The organism is Anaerobutyricum soehngenii, assembly GCF_009697165.1.
In the GTDB taxonomy this organism is placed as follows: Bacteria; Bacillota; Clostridia; order Lachnospirales; family Lachnospiraceae; genus Anaerobutyricum; species Anaerobutyricum soehngenii.
Map to the genome: position 1 here is coordinate 90,809 of NZ_VULP01000003.1, position 18,239 is coordinate 109,047.

At 37.5% G+C, this 18,239-nt stretch carries 7 protein-coding genes and 1 tRNA gene; all 8 read left to right on the plus strand.

Annotated features, from left to right (window positions below; translation table 11 throughout):
* Nucleotides 1-58 precede the first annotated feature (58 nt).
* The 8 genes from clpX (at nucleotide 59) to FYJ25_RS02775 (ending at nucleotide 18,097) form a co-directional block, all read left to right on the plus strand.
* Entirely contained in the window at nucleotides 59-1,603 is a 1,545-nt protein-coding gene (gene clpX / locus FYJ25_RS02740) for an ATP-dependent Clp protease ATP-binding subunit ClpX (protein ID WP_243145669.1), read from the plus strand.
* A 93-nt stretch (nucleotides 1,604-1,696) separates the two neighbouring features.
* Complete coding sequence (locus FYJ25_RS02745; RefSeq protein ID WP_154580480.1) at nucleotides 1,697-3,658, plus strand: fructose-1,6-bisphosphatase; 1,962 nt, start codon at nucleotides 1,697-1,699, stop codon at nucleotides 3,656-3,658.
* 136 nt (nucleotides 3,659-3,794) lie between these two features.
* A complete protein-coding gene (locus tag FYJ25_RS02750) occupies nucleotides 3,795-4,730 on the plus strand; it encodes a cation-transporting P-type ATPase (protein ID WP_154580481.1) in 936 nt (311 codons plus the stop codon).
* Nucleotides 4,731-4,973: 243 nt separating this feature from the next.
* Nucleotides 4,974-7,265 carry a hydratase gene (locus tag FYJ25_RS02755; protein WP_154580482.1) on the plus strand — a complete coding sequence of 764 codons (2,292 nt, stop codon included), beginning with the start codon at nucleotides 4,974-4,976 and terminating at the stop codon, nucleotides 7,263-7,265.
* 183 nt (nucleotides 7,266-7,448) lie between these two features.
* Nucleotides 7,449-9,182, plus strand: a complete 1,734-nt coding sequence (gene ilvB / locus FYJ25_RS02760) for a biosynthetic-type acetolactate synthase large subunit (RefSeq protein WP_021908099.1) — start codon at nucleotides 7,449-7,451, stop codon at nucleotides 9,180-9,182.
* A 12-nt stretch (nucleotides 9,183-9,194) separates the two neighbouring features.
* Nucleotides 9,195-9,713, plus strand: a complete 519-nt coding sequence (gene ilvN, locus FYJ25_RS02765; protein ID WP_005347646.1) for an acetolactate synthase small subunit — start codon at nucleotides 9,195-9,197, stop codon at nucleotides 9,711-9,713.
* A 299-nt stretch (nucleotides 9,714-10,012) separates the two neighbouring features.
* The gene (locus tag FYJ25_RS02770; RefSeq protein WP_154580483.1) at nucleotides 10,013-17,884 is read left to right on the plus strand and encodes an InlB B-repeat-containing protein; all 7,872 of its coding nucleotides are present in this window, start codon (nucleotides 10,013-10,015) and stop codon (nucleotides 17,882-17,884) included.
* Nucleotides 17,885-18,023: 139 nt separating this feature from the next.
* Nucleotides 18,024-18,097: transfer RNA gene (locus FYJ25_RS02775), tRNA-Pro, on the plus strand.
* The last annotated feature ends 142 nt before the right edge of the window (nucleotides 18,098-18,239 follow it).

The window sequence follows — 18,239 nt, forward strand, 5'->3', positions numbered from 1 at the left end:
ACTGGTATTAGAGGATGCTCTGACACAAATTATTTTCAATGAAAAAGAAGAGCAGGATATGGTTGAAGATGACAATGCGGAAAAAATTGACGACGAGGACTATGAAGTAGAAGAAGATGACGAGGACGATGATGAGGATGACGATTCCAAAAAGAAGATGGATTCCTGTTGTGTCTGTCATCGTACAGAATCGCAGGGAGCAAAGCTTATTCATATGCCAACAGGCTTAAGCATTTGTTCTGACTGTATGCAGAAGTCCTTTGATTCTTTTAATTCTGGGTTTGGAGGAGGGAATGGTATTCAGTTCCTTGACCTTTCCAATATGGATTTTAATAACTTAAAAGATATGAACCTTGGAGAGTTATTATCAGGAAACCTTTCCAATCAGAAACCAAAAACAAAGAAAGCAAAAAAGAAAAAGAAGAAAAATAAAAAAGAAGAACCAAAGCTTACATTAAAGAATATTCCTGCTCCGCATCAGATCAAAGCGCAGCTTGACGAGTATGTGATTGGACAGGACTATGCAAAAAAAGTCATGTCTGTGGCAGTATATAACCATTATAAACGTGTAATTACAAATACTATGGATGAAATCGAGATTGATAAGTCCAATATGCTGATGATCGGACCAACTGGTTCCGGTAAAACGCACCTGGTAAAAACACTGGCGAGACTGTTAAATGTACCTCTGGCAATCTGTGATGCCACTTCTCTTACCGAGGCAGGTTATATCGGAGACGATGTGGAGAGTGTACTCTCAAAGCTGCTTGCGAATGCGGATAATGATGTAGAAAGAGCAGAAACAGGTATTATTTTCATTGATGAGATTGATAAGATCGCAAAGAAAAAGAATACGACAAGCCGCGATGTAAGTGGAGAATCTGTACAGCAGGGTCTGTTAAAGCTTTTAGAAGGTAGTGAGGTAGAAGTACCAGTAGGAGCAAGTTCTAAAAATGCAATGGTTCCAACGGCGGTTATGAATACAAGAAATATTCTTTTTATCTGTGGAGGTGCCTTCCCGGGATTAGAAGATATTATCAAAGAAAGAATGACGCAGCATTCTTCTATTGGATTCCATGCGGAATTAAAAGATAAATATGATCACGAAAAGAATCTTTTACAGAATGTAACAGTAGAAGATATCAGAAAGTTTGGAATGATTCCGGAATTTATTGGAAGATTGCCAATCATTTTCACATTAAATGCCTTGACGAAGGAAATGCTGGTTGATATTCTTAAAGAACCTAAGAATGCAATATTAAAACAGTATCAGAAACTTCTGGCATTAGATGAAGTTGATTTACAGTTTGAAGATGGTGCACTTACTGCAATTGCAGAAAAGGCATTAGAAAAAGATACCGGTGCCAGAGCACTTCGTGCAATCATAGAGAAGTTTATGCTGGATATTATGTATGAGATTCCAAAGGATGACAATATTGGTCGTGTGACCATTACGGAAGATTATATTCGTAATAACGGGGCGCCGCTTATTGAGATGCGTCCATATCTTCAGCTTGAACAAAAGAAGAAAGAGCTTGCTTCCATGGAGAGGGAACAGAAAGATAGAACTAAAGATAAAAACGAAGATGAAACAGAAAGATAATGATACTGATTTACATGAGTAACATAGGTAAGGCATAAAGCAGCAGTTTGGAGAAATATAGGAATATGGATCATTCCATAAGGGGGAGGAATTATGGAGAAGTTGAATCTGAAGTTTTTACAAAGCCTGGCAACACAGTATCCAAGTGTCGCAAAAGCATGTACAGAGATTATTAATCTGCAGGCGATTCTGAATCTGCCAAAAGAGACAGAGCATTTTGTTTCTGATGTACATGGTGAGTATGAGCAGTTTTTACATATATTAAAGACAGGCTCAGGAGCGATTCGTAATAAGATAGAAGATGTTTTTGGTAATACATTATGTGCCAGGGATAAGAAGAGTCTGGCGGCTTTGATTTATTATCCAGAACAGAAAGTGGAGCGGATGCGTTTAGAGATGTCAGAAGAAGACTTTCAGGACTGGTATAAGGTATCATTACACCGCTTGATTGCTGTATGTAAGGAAAGTTCTGCCAAGTATACAAGATCGAAGCTTAGAAAGAGTCTTCCACCAGATTTTTCCTATATTCTTGAAGAACTTTTAAGTGAGAATAATCGTGTTGTAGAAAAGGAAGAATATTATAATGAGATTTTTGATACGATTATCCGTTTGAATCGTGCCAAGGAATTTATCGTTGCAATCGCAGGGGTAATTCAGAAGTTAGTTGTCACAAGACTGCATGTGATCGGTGATATTTTTGACAGAGGACCAGGACCGCATATTATTATGGATCATCTGATGCAGCATAGTAATGTGGATTTCCAGTGGGGGAATCATGATGTTGTATGGATGGGAGCCGCTTCCGGAAATAAAGCCTGCATTGCCAATGTCATTCGTCTTTCGGCAAGATATAATAACCTTAGTGTATTAGAGGATGGATACGGAATCAATCTTGTTCCTCTTGCAAGTTTTGCAATAGAAACTTATGCGAATGATCCTTGCCAATGTTTTCGTGTGCATGCACAGGAAGATTCTAATCTGCAGGAAGTATCTCTTAATATGAAGATGCATAAAGCGATTGCGATTATCCAGTTTAAGTTAGAAGGACAGCTTATTAAAAGAAGACCGGAGTTTAATATGGACAGAAGACTTCTTCTTGATAAGATTGATTATGAAGAAGGAACGATCAAAATTGATGGAAAGAAGTATGAACTTCTTGATAAGTCCTTCCCGACGATAGATCCGAACAACCCGTATGAGCTTTCCGAAGCGGAAGAATCCCTGATGAACCGCCTTTGCATGAATTTCCTGAACTGTGAGAAATTACAGGAGCATATTCGTTTCTTGTTTAATAAGGGAGGTCTGTATCTTTGCTATAACTCTAATCTGCTTTATCATGGATGTGTACCCCTTGATGAGAACGGTAAGTTTCGTAAAGTAAAGATCGGTAATAAACAGTATTCTGGAAAAGAACTTTATGATGTGCTTGAATACTATGCAAGAAAAGGGTATTACGAGCAGGATGATAAAGATGAACATGAATATGGTAAGGATATTATGTGGTATATCTGGTCTAATGAGAATTCTCCGGTATATGGTAAGGAAAAAATGGCAACATTTGAACGCTATTTTATCGCAGATAAAGAAGTACAGATTGAAAGAAAAGACCATTATTATCGACTGATCGAGAAGGAAGAGGTAGTGAACAATATTCTCAAAGAATTTAATGTGGACGTAGAAAAAGGACACATTATCAATGGTCATATGCCTGTTCATGTAAAAGAAGGAGAATCCCCGGTTAAGTGTAATGGAAAGGTCATGATTATCGATGGAGGCTTTTCAAAGGCATATCGTGGAACAACCGGTATTGCAGGCTATACATTAATCTATAATTCCAGAGGACTTCGTCTGGTTTCTCATGAGACATTCACTTCAACAGAAGATGTGATCGAAAAAGAAATTGATGTACATTCTGATACGGTTATTCGTGAGATTTCCGCACAAAGAGAGAAGGTAGGAGATACCGAAACCGGCCGCCAGTTAAAAGAGCAGATCAGCGATCTTGAAAAACTTCTTCATGCATACCGTACCGGCCAGATTCTTGAAAAAGAGTAGAGGAATTGCTTTAAATCGAAAAGAAAAAAGTGAAAGGTATATTTCTTTTCATAGGTTACATATATTTAGTAAAACATTATAGATGCCTTTTTAAAAGATGTATTATTAGAATTTTTTAGGAAGCGGAGGTTTTACTATGAATATGGACAGGAAGTATAAAGAAGCAGAGAATAGAACAAGTGAATATTTAGAATTAAAATACGGGACAGATGTGCAGTCTGGCCTTAGTCTTGCAGAAGTAAGGCGCAGGCGGCATATCTGTGGTACGTATAATATTGCAAAAGAGAAAAAACGGATTTGGCTTATTTATTTAAAAAAAGAATGCCAGAATCCGTTTTTCTTTTTCTTTCTTTATCTGTGTGGGATAAGCCGGATATTCTATTTTCCAAAGAAAATACAACTTTTGTTATTCTTTACTTTATTTTTTCTCATTATTATAAATATAAGGACAGCATTCCGGAGTAGAAAAATATTTTTTAAACAGAAGGAAGCGAAAGCAAAGAAAGTAATTGTACTCAGAGAGGGTGTTTTTCAGAGAATACCATGGAAGTATGTACTAAGAGGGGATATTGTCCGATTAAAAAAGGGAGAACAGATAAGCAGCCCGGTGATTAGTTTAACGAAACCATATAAGGAATATCAATCAGGACAGGTTTTTACGGAAAATACAGGAAGAGCAATCGTGATACATACCATGGACAGTTCACAACAAGATTCGCAATGGGATGATTCGAACTTAAGGGACTTACAATCAGGAGACCTACAAGAAGAGTTACAAGAAGATGTACAAATTGAACATTCCCAATTAAAAGCTTGCGGAGTAGAAAACACTACCTTACAGGAAAAATTTTCATCCACATTGAAAAAAGTAGAAGAACAGATTTTAGACAGCTTGTGCATATTTATGTGTTTGTCAGTTGTAATATCGCTGTATATACATCAAGAAGGGAATATGAGGCGGATTCTGGAAGTGGGAAGTCTCTTTATTGCAGTATTCATGATCGGAAAAGTGATAGCACGAGAAGTTTTTCGTAGATATGCAAAGCGTCTTGAGAAAATTAATAACACTTAAGTATTATTGAATTTTATCCTGCGTTTATGCTAATATAATTAACGTATGCAGTGATGCGGAAATTATCAGATATCCGTATCAACGTAGTTTATTTATTGATATAGCCTCTGGCGGATTGCTTTAGATGCGCAGAAAAAGATAGGATGTGTTGCTTGATGTGCATTTTGTGGCAAGAGTGTCGAGGTATTTTTGAATTTAGGAAAGGAAAAGCTATTTGAGCAAAGACTTTAATAGCAGGATAGAATGATGGAACTGTTAAAAACAGGAGCGTATCTTGTAAACGGAACAGAGATTATAGAAGATACTTCGGAGGCAGCAGCGCAGCTTCAGGCAGTAATTGGTCCGAATGCACCTTCTAAAGAAGAAGCAGCAAAGGGAACGATTGCATATGGTATTTTAGAAGCACATAATACTTCCGATAATATGGATAAGTTAAAGATTCGTTTTGATAAGCTGACTTCTCATGATATTACTTATGTAGGAATTATCCAGACAGCTCGTGCTTCAGGTTTAGAGAAGTTTCCGATGCCATATGTTCTTACAAACTGTCATAATAGTTTATGTGCAGTAGGTGGAACAATCAATGAAGATGATCATATGTTTGGACTTACCTGTGCGAAAAAGTATGGTGGAATTTATGTACCTCCTCATCAGGCAGTTATCCATCAGTTTGCAAGAGAGATGCTTGCCTGTGGCGGAGCGATGATTCTTGGATCGGATTCTCATACACGTTACGGAGCCCTTGGAACAATGGCGATGGGTGAAGGTGGACCTGAACTTGTAAAGCAGCTTTTAAATCAGACATATGATATCAATATGCCAGGCGTTATCGGAATCTATATGACAGGAGAGCCAATAAAGGGTGTCGGACCACAGGATGTGGCGCTTGCTATTATTGGAGCTGTATTCCAGAACGGTTATGTAAATAATAAAGTCATGGAATTTGTTGGTCCTGGTGTGGAGAAGTTAAGTGCGGATTTCCGTATCGGAGTTGACGTAATGACAACAGAGACAACCTGTCTTTCTTCTATTTGGAAAACAGATGATGTGATTAAAGATTTTTATGATATTCATGGCAGAGCTGGTGATTATAAAGAACTCAATCCTGCACCAGTTGCTTACTATGACGGAATGGTTAAGATTGATTTAAGTAAGATTCGTCCAATGATCGCAATGCCGTTCCACCCAAGTAACACATATACAATCGAAGACATGAATAGAAATCTTATGGATGTTCTTCATGATTGCGAGCAAAAGGCACTTGTAAGTTTAGATGGGCAGGTAGATTTTAAACTTACAGATAAAGTACATAACGGAAAGCTTTACGTAGAACAGGGAATCATCGCAGGCTGCGCAGGTGGTGGATTTGAAAACTTATGTGCAGCAGCAGATATCATCAAAGGGAAATCCATTGGAGCTGATGAATTTACTTTAAGCGTTTATCCGGCAAGTACCCCTATTTATATGGAACTGGTAAAGAATGGCGCAGCAGCAACACTTATGGAAAGTGGTGCAATCGTAAAGACTGCTTTCTGTGGTCCATGTTTTGGTGCAGGAGATACTCCTTCAAACAACAGTTTAAGTATTCGTCATTCTACAAGAAACTTCCCGAACAGAGAAGGTTCTAAGTTACAGAATGGACAGATTGCTTCTGTAGCTTTAATGGATGCCCGTTCGATTGCAGCAACAGCAGCAAATAAGGGATATCTTACACCTGCAACAGATCTTGATGTAGAATATAGCGGAAGAAAGTATCACTTTGACAGCAGTATTTATGCAAATCGTGTCTTTGACAGTAAAGGGGTTGCAGATCCTTCTGTAGAGATTAAGTTTGGACCAAATATTAAAGACTGGCCAAAGATGAGCGCCCTTCCGGAGAATATGATCCTTAAAGTTGTTTCAGAGATTCATGATCCGGTAACAACAACAGATGAATTGATTCCTTCTGGAGAAACGTCTTCTTACCGTTCTAATCCACTTGGACTTGCAGAATTTACTCTTTCAAGAAAAGATCCTGCGTATGTAGGACGTGCAAAAGAAGTAAGAGCAGCGCAGGAAGCAGTAGAAGCAGATAAGAATCCTGCAGAGGCACTGACAGAATTAGCACCGGTTATCGATGCGATCCATACAAAGTATGCAGAGATTACTAATGAAAATATCGGAATCGGAAGTACAATCTTTGCGGTAAAACCAGGAGATGGTTCTGCCAGAGAACAGGCGGCATCCTGCCAGAAAGTATTAGGAGGATGGGCTAACATTGCAAACGAATATGCAACAAAGCGTTATCGTTCCAATCTTATCAACTGGGGTATGCTTCCATTCCTCATTGAAAAAGGTGACTTACCATTTATGAATGGAGATTACATTTTCCTTCCAGATGTAAGAAAAGCAGTAGAGGCAAAAGCATCTGAATTTGAAGCGTATGTTGTAAAAGATGGAAGTCTTGTTCCATTTGTATTGAAAATGGGAGAATTAACAGACGACGAGAGAGAAATCATTCTCAAAGGCTGCCTGATCAACTATAACAGACAGTAAGCATTGTTTTGCGCCCGGTTCACCAGACAGAATTGTATACATAGACATACTATTGACAAAAGGAAAGTATTTGGTATATCATAAAAAAGATTATTAACTTTTGAATGTAAATTTTCTAAAAGTTATAACCAAAGACAATTAATAATAATGAAAATGAATGAGAAAAGAAGGAGTGAAGTAAGAATGAAGGTTTCGGGAAATGACCTGTTTGTAACCGCAATGAAAAAAGAAGGCGTGGATACGATTTTCGCATATCCAGGTGGCATGGTCGTCAATCTTCTAGACGCACTCCATGATTGTCATGGTATTGATCTTGTATTGCCAAGACATGAGCAGGGTCTGATTCATGCAGCAGATGGTTATGCCAGAGCGACCGGCAAGGTTGGTGTATGTCTGGTAACCAGTGGTCCGGGTGCAACGAATCTGGTAACTGGAATTGCTACAGCCAATTATGATAGTATTCCATTAGTATGTTTTACAGGACAGGTTCCAGAACATTTAATAGGTAATGATGCATTTCAGGAAGTAGATATTATTGGTGTGACAAGAAATATCGCGAAGTTTGTTATTATGGTTCGTGACAGAGAGATGCTGGCACAGCGCATTAAAGAAGCTTTTTACATTGCAAGATCTGGAAAGCCGGGACCGGTTCTCGTAGATCTGCCGACAGATGTTATGGCAGAACTTGGTTCTACATCTTATCCGACCGAAGTGAATATCCGTGGATATAAGCCGAATAAAGGGGTGCATGTAGGACAGCTTAAAAAGGCAATAACGCTGTTAGAAGAGGCGAAAAAGCCAATGTTTTTAATTGGCGGAGGTGTGAATCTTGCACATGCACAGCAGGAGATGACAAAGCTTGCGGAAAAGATAGATGCACCGGTAATTACAACGGTTATGGGAAGAGGTGCGATATCTACAGAACATCCATTGTATATCGGTAATATCGGAATGCATGGTTCTTATGCGGCGAATAAGACAGCAGATGAGTGTGATTTGATGTTCTCGATCGGATGTCGTTTTAATGATCGAGTAACAGGTGAGATTAAGAAGTTTGCACCGAATGCGAAGATTGTACATATTGATATTGAATCAGCAGCAATTTCAAGAAATGTAACCGTAGATATTCCTATTGTTGCTGATGCGAAGGCAGCTATTTTAAAGATATTAGAACATACAGAGCCTATGGAGCATAAAGAGTGGCTTGATGAGATACAGGGCTGGGACAAAGAATATCCACTTCAGATGGAAGTGAAAGATGGAGTGAATCCACAGCGCATTATTGAGACATTGAATGAAGTATATGCAGATAGAGATACGGTATTTACCAGTGACGTAGGACAGCATCAGATGTGGGCATCTCAGTATCTGAAGTTAGATGCTACACATAGGCTGGTACAAAGCGGAGGACTCGGCACGATGGGATTTGGTCTTCCTTCCGCCGTAGGTGCACAGATCGGATGTCCTGAAAAGTCAATCGTATCAATCAGCGGAGACGGCGGATTCCAGATGAATATGCAGGAGCTTGCAACAGCAGTATGTCAGGAACTTCCGTTAGTTAATATAGTATTTAATAATAATCGACTTGGAATGGTTCGTCAGATGCAGGAATTGTTCTTTAAAAAGCGTTATACGATTACCTGTCTGCGTTATCATAAGTCATGTAAGGGTAAGTGTGGTACACCAGGCTGGGTATGCCCGGAATATGTCCCTGATTTTGTGAAGATGGCAGAGGCTTACGGTACAAAAGGATATTTTGTCACAGAGGATGAGCAGTTAAGAGATACGATTCTTGAAGCGAGAGATTATGCGGAAAAGAATAAGAAGCCGGTTATTGTAGAATGTATGGTAGCTCCGGATGAATTGGTTATGCCGATGATCAAAGGTGGAGCAAGTTTTGAAGACATTATGTTATAGGAGGATACAGAGATGAGAGAGATAAATACAGAAAAGAAAAAAAGATGGGTATCTCTGTATGTGGAGAATAGAATTGGTGTTTTGGCACGTATCTCAGGAATGATGTCAGGAAAGTCCTATAACATTTCCAGTATTACTGTAGGCGTTACAGAAGACCCTACTGTATCAAGAATGACAATCGGTCTGTCTTCGGATGATGCAACTTTTGAACAGATTAAGAAGCAGTTAAACCGTTGTGTAGAAGTAATTAAGTTAAATGATATTACTGATGCACCGACTCATATGAAGGAGATTCTTTTTGTAAAGATACATGAATGTTCTGAATTTGAAAAAGGTGAGATTTTCCGTATATCACAGGTATTTGGAGCAAAAGCAATTGATTATGGCATTAATAGTGTATTACTTGAGAGTGTCAATACAGAAGGAAGAAATAATGACCTTATCGCACTCTTAACAAGGAAGTTTGACCATGTGGAAGTAGTACGTGGAGGTATCGTAGCTATTGAATCAATCAGTATGATCGATCGATAAAAGCATAGTATTGCAGATATAGTAATAATGGAGCAGGTAAAAATGCAGTTTGACATTTTACCTGCTCCTTTTTTATCCCTGCAATACTGTGTTTTTTTATCTCAGTCGAGAAGACTCCCACATCTATCCCCTTCCTTCATCTCTGAACAAGTTAAAATAAAACATTAAAGTAAAATATTGACATAAAATAAAAAGGATGATAAAATAAAATGGAAAAAAATTCCTAGATAAGAAAGGGGGATAGATGATATAAAGATATTTTCATAGATAGGAATATATGATTTTCAGGAGGTTAGAACGTGCGAAGAGTGTTAAAGCAGATACTCTTATTTATACTGGTGACAGCTATTTTATTTACGAATATACAGATCAGTCAGGCTGCCGGTACAGGTACAGTAAGAGTTAACGATTTCTACCAGATGAAAAGCCAGGAAGAAAGTACGATAATAAAGGAAGAGAAGAGTCAGGAAGAAAGAGATCAGGAAAAAGATTCATCGGACTATAAGGATAAAGAAGATAAGAAAGAAGATAAGAAAGAAGAGAAAGATAAGGAGGATGTTATAAATAATACCGTAAGAATACAGGAAGAAAAGAATGAGGTGATACCAGAAGAACAGGAGATGACAGAGAAGAAAGCAGAAAGCCAGACAGAGAAGGAAGAAGATATTGAAGATATTTCAATAAAAGATGCGAAGGAACCCGAACAAGTACAGGAAGCGACAGAAAGTCAGCAATCGAAGGAGGAAGAAGAGAGGGAGCAATTAGAAAGAGTAAGTGGATATACGCTTAGAACTGTGCGCCCAGATACGAATCATTCGGTGACTATGCCGGATATTACAAGTCATTATTTTCTGTTACAAAAAAACAGTAAGAAGGTAAATGCAGCTTCTGGAGGTAATCTTGCAGTAGTTGCGGATGCTAATGTTGCTTCTAAATATATTTATGAAAGTTATTCTAATGGGAAGCAATACAATTTTACCCCTCGTTTTACAAGTAAAACTACGGTTACTGTAGGTGGAGGCAATGGTGGGGGAGTTTCTTTTGCAACGGTAAAGAAAGGACCTGAGAAGCAATTTGGTGATGTATATGATGCGGTAAAAGATGGGCGTATTGTGTCTAAAGTATTTAATCTTGATAAATGCAGTGAGAATCCATATGCGATCTATACTAATGTAGGAACCTGGTATGATTATGGTTCTAAGAGAACGTATGCCATAGATATGAAGATGACCGTTACAGGATATAAATTTCCAGGAGCAGCTGTCAGAAAGCAGTTGGCGAATAAAGATTTAAAAGCACCTTATATAGGATTTGGAAAGTCTAAAATCGGAATCACAGTTATGGGAACGGATTATCTACAGACTCGTCTGGAATTCTATTATAGTGGAACAACAACAGCAGTAGCCGGCATAAAGGGCATGATTCAGTTTTGTGATATTGATGCACAGCAGGGGGTAGACTTTGGGAATGGTTTTGAAAAGATAGTCATGTTTAATACATCACAATCAAAACTACAATATAATAAAAATGGTTTGATTGCAGGCTCTAAGGGATATGTATCTTCCCGAATAAGTACAGATTTAAATAGTAATAATGAACATACAACAGCAATGGGAATTTTTTCAGGCAGTAGTGTGAACTGTCGCTGGACAGTAGCAAAATGTGATCAGAAAGATACTGGTGGTGATGCAGCCTATGGTGTAAAAGGAGGATATGGAATTCCGGCAGAAAGTACACTCGAAAACTCTAATTCATACTATTGGTCTAACAGTACAGGCTTTTTAGGAGTCAGAGCGGATGTTGGAATTGCTCCATTACCAGAGGAAGTAATTAAGTCTGTTTATGTGGGAAATGTGAATGGTCAGAATTCAGAGAAAGGAAGCAGGTTTGCAGGTCTGTCTGAGAGAAATCAGGTGTTTACCTATGTACTTTCCGCCGTTGCACCAACACCTTCTAATGTGAAGAATGCACAGTATACGATGTTCCAGATTGAAGACAGAGTGGATGCACTTCTAAATGTAAAATCGGTGAAAGTCTATGCAGATGAGGCAGTAAGTAATAATTTCCAGACAATGGGAATTAATTATAGTGATATGACTTCATATTTTCATATTATAAAGAGAGAGGAGGCAGATCACAGCACAACGGTTCAGGTAAAAGCAGTAGATGAAAGGCTTGGAAAGGCAGCTTTTTATGGGAGAACTTATTATATACATATAGAAGTGGAAGTAAAGTCAGACCAAGAGCTTCATGCGATTCATCGTTCAATCGCAGAGTGGTATCAGGAGAATGAGACACTTAAGCAAAAGGTACCAGAGGCAGGAAGCTGCAAAGGTAGTGTTGCAGTAAGTAATAACGGTACTTTATATGTTAAAAATGATAAAGGGAGTGCTGTAGAGAGAAAATCTAATGATGTAGCTTCTAAAATTGCAATGAAGCTACGTGTTAAAAAACTAGATGAGGAGTCAGGTAAACCAGTAAAAGGCGTTGTATTTGGATTATTTGGAGGTTCAGATAAGAATTCTGCCAAGGAACCGTTGTATACAGCAACAACGGATGATAACGGTGTTGCATTGTTTACATCCATGCCATCCTACACTTTTTACAAAGAACCGTTTGGTAATGGACCATACTATATAAAAGAGATTTCTATTCCAGAAAAATATAAAAATATCTGGAATCCTTCAGTGAATACGAACTGGTCTTATGAGATAAATACATTAAAAACAGAGGAGCTATTTGATAATACAGCAAGCATTACAGAGAATAAACAGTTAATCAATAAGAATTATGAGGCAGGAAAAAATATTGTAAAGGTTTATAAAAAAAGTACGGATACCGGAGCATATTTATCCGGAGCAGAATTTGTATTATCCCAGTGGTCAGCTGCAACAGGTACCTATCGTGAATTATTTGTACTAACAGAAGGGAAAGATGAAGAAGGACATCCGGTTTATCAGAATAAAGAGACATTTAAAAATACGCTGGATAATCTGGGAAAATATAAGATTACAGAAAAGAAAGCGCCAAAAGGATGTATCTTAACAGGACAGGAGTGGACTTTTGAACTGTCTGAGAACAGTAAAGAAGATGGAAGTAATATTATTTTTGAAAATACGGTTACGGGAAAGAGACAGACGGGAGCTTTGATTTATCGTAATCCATTACAGAAAGCAAAGCTAACAATTACGAAAAAAGATGACGAGAATCAGAGCGTAGAAGGTGCTGCATTTACAGTAAAAGCAGCAGAAGATATTTATGCCCCTTGGGATTTACAGGAGGATAAAAAACCGTTGAAAGAGGCGGAACCACTTATTTCTAAAGGCAGTGTTGCAGACAGAATTGTTACAGGAAAAGACGGAAAGGGAACAAGCACTGAAGGAAGTGAGCTGTACATTGGAAAGTATGTCGTAGAAGAAACAACAGGAGCCTTAGATCATATTAAGGGAGATGGCATTTATGAAGTAGAACTTACTTATGGAATTGAGCAGAATAATCCATTTGTAATCTATATGCTTGATGCATCAAATATTTTGATGCGCCCTGCTTTTTCCATTGCAAAGATTGCAGATAAGACAACGAATGAAGAAGGAAAAACAGTGTTGTTTGATGAGAAGACTGGCCGTTATATAGAGAAAAAACAGGCAGGAATATATAAAGCAGGGGAAATGGTAGATTACACTATCCGAGTAACGAATACAGGAAATGTTCCTCTTTATCAGATTCGGCTTACAGATGATATGGATAGAAAAGGAGAATTTTCAGAACAGACACTTTCTAAATATGCCGATATGGAAACAGCAGCATTTGTTGTACCGAATTCAGGAATTTTGAAAACAAGAGAAGGGGATAAAGTAGCAGCATATTTATCCTTAGAGTCCGATCTGGTGCTAGTACTGCAGCATTTAAATGTGAATGACAGTGTGGACATTCATGTAAAGGTCCGATTAAAGGAAGATGCAAAAGATGCATGGAAACTTCGTAATGATGTGTATGCAGAAGCAAAGTATGCAGATAATGGAACAGAAGAAAAAGGAGATATTCATTTAAGAGATGTTTCAACAGATAAGCTGGTAGACGGAGAAGGGAATAGCCTTGTCACAGATTGGGATTTTATCAATGTTCCAGGAAGTCCGGGAGAAGATGTCATAAAGACAGCAGATAAAACGACAGGAATCACAATTGAAAATGGAGAAATTACATCAGGAATAAAGGTACCAGGAATTTATGGTGCAAGGGACAAAGTCAGATTTTCTATTATAGTAAAAAACAATGGAGAAGCGGCATTAAAGAATATTACGGTGAAAGATGCTATGAGTGATGAATTAAAAGCAATCGTAAATTTAGAAAGTGCAAAATTTATTTTTGATGAAACGCAGACAACAGAGGAAGGCTTGTATATTCTTACTACAGCTCATAAGAAGAAAATCACAGCTAAGGTAGTAGATAAAAATACGCTCCTTTTATGCAGTACAGGAGAAGATGGAGATGGAACAGACCGACTGTGGGCAGATGATTATATTGTCTTATATTATGAAGCTGATTTGCTGCCGGGCATAGCCAACATTTATAATGTTTCTAATAAAGTATGTATTAATGGATGGTATTTTGATGGAAACAAAGATGTGGAAGTACCAGAAAAAGAAGATGAAGATAAAATAGAGATACCGGGTGTACCGGAAGGAAGAGCGGCTAAACTTGCTGACAGAACAAAAGGAGCAGTATTAGAAGCAGGAAGATATAATGCAGAAGCAAAAATTTCAGGAGTATATGAAAACGGAACGACTGTTACCTATAAGATTACAGTAACAAATAATGGAACATCTAATTTGTATGATTTGTATTTGCAGGATACACTTAGCGAGGAGCTGGAAAAAGCCTTAGAAAAAGAAAGCGTATCTTTTGAAGAAAGTATATATACATCACAGAATGGAAGAAAAGTTCGAACTAGTCTAGAAGAACCACAAAGATTATGGATGGATTTCCTGGCAGCAGGAGATGCCGTTGATGTATTCTTAAAAGGAAAAGTCCGTCTAGATGTTGGGAATCTATTTGAACTGAAAAATATAGTAGAACTTACAGCTCGTTATAAAAAGGGCAACGAAGAAGCATACAAAGAGTACGAAGAAAAGATGGAAAAAGAGAAAAGAAGATGGAAATTACAGTATGATGCGAACAATGGTTCCGGCGAGATAGAAACTGACAGTGAAACTCCATGCAGGGAAGGAAACAAGATCACTGTAAATGGCAATGCCTTTTTATATGAAGGACATTATTTTACAGAATGGAATACCAATCCGGATGGAAGCGGAGAAAGATGGAATCCAGATACAGTATATAATATGCCGGGAAATGATGTAAAGTTGTACGCACAGTGGAAGAAAAATCCGGATGAAAAAGAAGAGGAAGCAAGTCAAGATTATAATAATCAGAGAAAATATCCAGTTTATAATCTGATTTATCATTCAAATAATAAAAAAGAACAGATAGAAGCGGATGAAGAGAATTCTAGACTGGCAGGTACTTTATTAACGGTAAATGAAAATCGTTTTTCTTATCCAGGTTTTACTTTCAAAGGATGGAATACCAGAAAAGACGGAAAAGGAAAACAATATACTCCGGAAGAGGTAGTGGCAATGCCAGCAAGAAACCTGAATCTGTATGCACAGTGGGAGAAACGACCGGTATATCATTTACAGTATGATGCCAATAATGGAAGTGGAAAGAGAAGAACAGATGCAGAAACTCCATGTGAAGCAGGAAACAAAGTCCAAATTGATGGAAATGCCTATCGCTACGAAGCCGGCAGGGATTGTTACATGTTTACTCAATGGAACACAAGACCGGATGGAAAAGGGGATGCTTATAAACCAGGAGAAGAAAAAGAAATCAATACAGACATAATTTTATATGCACAGTGGGAAAAACTTCAGGATAATGCAGAAGACATTGAAAAGTATCATGTTTTTTATCGCGCAAATAATAATACAACAGCATTTTCTGTAGATCCACAAACTCCGAAAGAGGCAGGAAACAGCATTTTATTGCAGAATAACAGATTTTTCTATGCAGATTATCTTTTCGCTGGATGGAATACAAAAGCAGATGGAAGTGGAAAGCAATATAATTCCGGAGATACCTTCGTTATCCCATCAAAGAATATTTATTTATATGCACAGTGGAAAAAGATTGAGCAGAAGAAGCTCATCTATTCTTCTAATACGAAAGAAGAAGAAAAATACACAGATGCAGAATGTTTTTCTGATGATGGTGAAGATGAAGAAAAAGAAGTGCTAATAGACGGAAATTCATTCCACAATAATGGAAAGAAGTTTGTAGGATGGAATACAAAGACAGATGGAAGCGGAAAGCGTTATGCACCATCTGAAAAGTTTACTTTAAAAGAAAACACTGTATTATATGCACAGTGGTCAAAAGATGTAAAACAATATAAATTAGTGTACCACTCAAATTATCCATCAAAAGCAGAAGAAACGAAAGAAGAACAAAAAGAAATCGATTCAGAAACACCAGCATATGCAGGAACAAAAATAAAAATAAATAAAAATTATTTTTCATGCGGCGGATACAAATTCACAGGCTGGAGTACGAAAAAGACCGGAGAAGCAGAATATCTGCCAACACAGTGGTATGTAATGCCGGAAAAAGATGTAGATTTATATGCATGCTGGAGCAAGGCGGATGAACATAAAAAAGAAGATACGAATAATCCGGAGGATAAGGAAGAGGATAAAAAAGAAGATAAAGAAGAAGATAAAAACGAAGAAGATAAGAATGACAATAATAAAGGCGATGAAAAGAAAGACGAAGCGGAGGAAGATACAAAGAAAGATCCGATGGCAGAAGAAGCCAGGAAAGCAATTGAGAAAGCCTATGAAGAGATTCAAAAGCTGGCAATAGAGGAGTTAAAAGAAGAAAGTAAAAAGTATACAGAAATTCCAGTTACGGAATTAATGAAAGATGAAGATACTATCAATATTCCAGGTACTCCGGTTGCTAAAGTTTCTAAGCTTGCAGATAAAACACAAGGAGTCACTTTAGTAAAAGGGCGTTACGAAGGCATAAAAAAAGAAGGCATTTATGAATACGGAGATGTGATAGATTATACAGTAAATATAAGTAATGAAGGAACAGCGGACCTGTATGATTTGGTAGTAGAAGATTTCATGGATAAATCATTACAGGAAATTATAAAACCAGGTACTGTTACAATTGTTTCAGGCCAGATTACAACAAAGCAGGGAAATACAGTTTGTGTAGAACGGATGCCAGAAAAAGAAGATGAAGAAGGAAAATACATAGTACATTTAGATAAATTAAAAGCAGCAGACAGTGTAGTACTACACATGAAAGCAGAGGTACAGACAGGTGTACAGGCAGGCACACATTTGAATAATGCTATCCATATCACAGCACAATATGAAACAGTGAATGACAATGGAAAGAGAGAAAAAATCTATATAATCGAAACTCCGGAAATGACAGATAACGATACCGTAGGAATAGGAGTGCCAGACATTGTTGTTGCGAAAAAATCAGATAAAACAAAGAATATTGTTTTAGAGAATGGAAGGTATACAGGAAAAAGAAAATATGGAACATATAAAGCCGGAGAAGAAATTAAGTTTACAATTACTGTATCGAATAGTGGAACAGCAAGTGCAAGAAATATAACAATAAAAGAAGAACCGTCAAAAGAGTTGAAAAAATATGTACAAATGAAAGGGTTTGCTCATAAAGCAGGAAGCAGTATACGAAGTAAGAAGAGCAATACGGTTAAAGTAAAAGAAATAAAAAACAAAAAAGTCTTTTTAGATAAAATAGAAGCGGGGGATTCTGTGGAATTAATTTACACAGCAAAGGTAAAGAAAGATATTCCATCAATAAAATTTTTGAAAAATGAAGTTTCTTTAGAAGGAAAGAACAAGGACGGAAGTGATATTCCGATTACACCAAAAATGAACGATTATGATAAAGTCAATTTAAAAGAAAATAACAAACCTATGAAAAAAAATAAAGATCAGGGAACACCAGGAGCGAAAACAGGAGATAACAATACGATTGCGGTGTATCTTTTAGTAGGTTTACTTTCACTCTCCATGATTTTTATTATCCTATATTTCCAAAAAAGAAAAAAGGATAATATTTAAAAAGAAAGTCTCGCTGATAAATGTATTTGAAATAAGACTGCCTTAACCCACTGGATTTAGAAGAGGGTAGTTCGCAGAATTTGTTCTCGTAAAAACTTGACATGTCTCGTTAATTTTGATATTATAATCGTTGTGAAAACGAGGCGTGGCTCAGTTTGGTAGAGCGCTGCGTTCGGGACGCAGAGGCCGTGGGTTCGAGTCCCGTCGCCTCGACTATTGGTAAGATGTCGGAAGACCGTTTAAAATAGCGGTTTTTCGGCATTTTTTCTTTTTAATTATTTGGTTACAGTGGCTCAAAAAACAGGAAAAATTAACTTACCGGAATACCTTTTGTTATTATTATTGATGAGTGGGA

Bases quoted from the DNA above. Each gene is read 5' to 3' on its own strand.
- ilvB (WP_021908099.1), top strand. From the start codon at position 7,449: ATGAAGGTTTCGGGAAATGACCTGTTTGTAACCGCAATGAAAAAAGAA.
- clpX (WP_243145669.1), top strand. From the start codon at position 59: ATGGTTGAAGATGACAATGCGGAAAAAATTGACGACGAGGACTATGAA.
- FYJ25_RS02750 (WP_154580481.1), top strand. From the start codon at position 3,795: ATGAATATGGACAGGAAGTATAAAGAAGCAGAGAATAGAACAAGTGAA.
- ilvN (WP_005347646.1), top strand. From the start codon at position 9,195: ATGAGAGAGATAAATACAGAAAAGAAAAAAAGATGGGTATCTCTGTAT.
- FYJ25_RS02755 (WP_154580482.1), top strand. From the start codon at position 4,974: ATGATGGAACTGTTAAAAACAGGAGCGTATCTTGTAAACGGAACAGAG.
- FYJ25_RS02745 (WP_154580480.1), top strand. From the start codon at position 1,697: ATGGAGAAGTTGAATCTGAAGTTTTTACAAAGCCTGGCAACACAGTAT.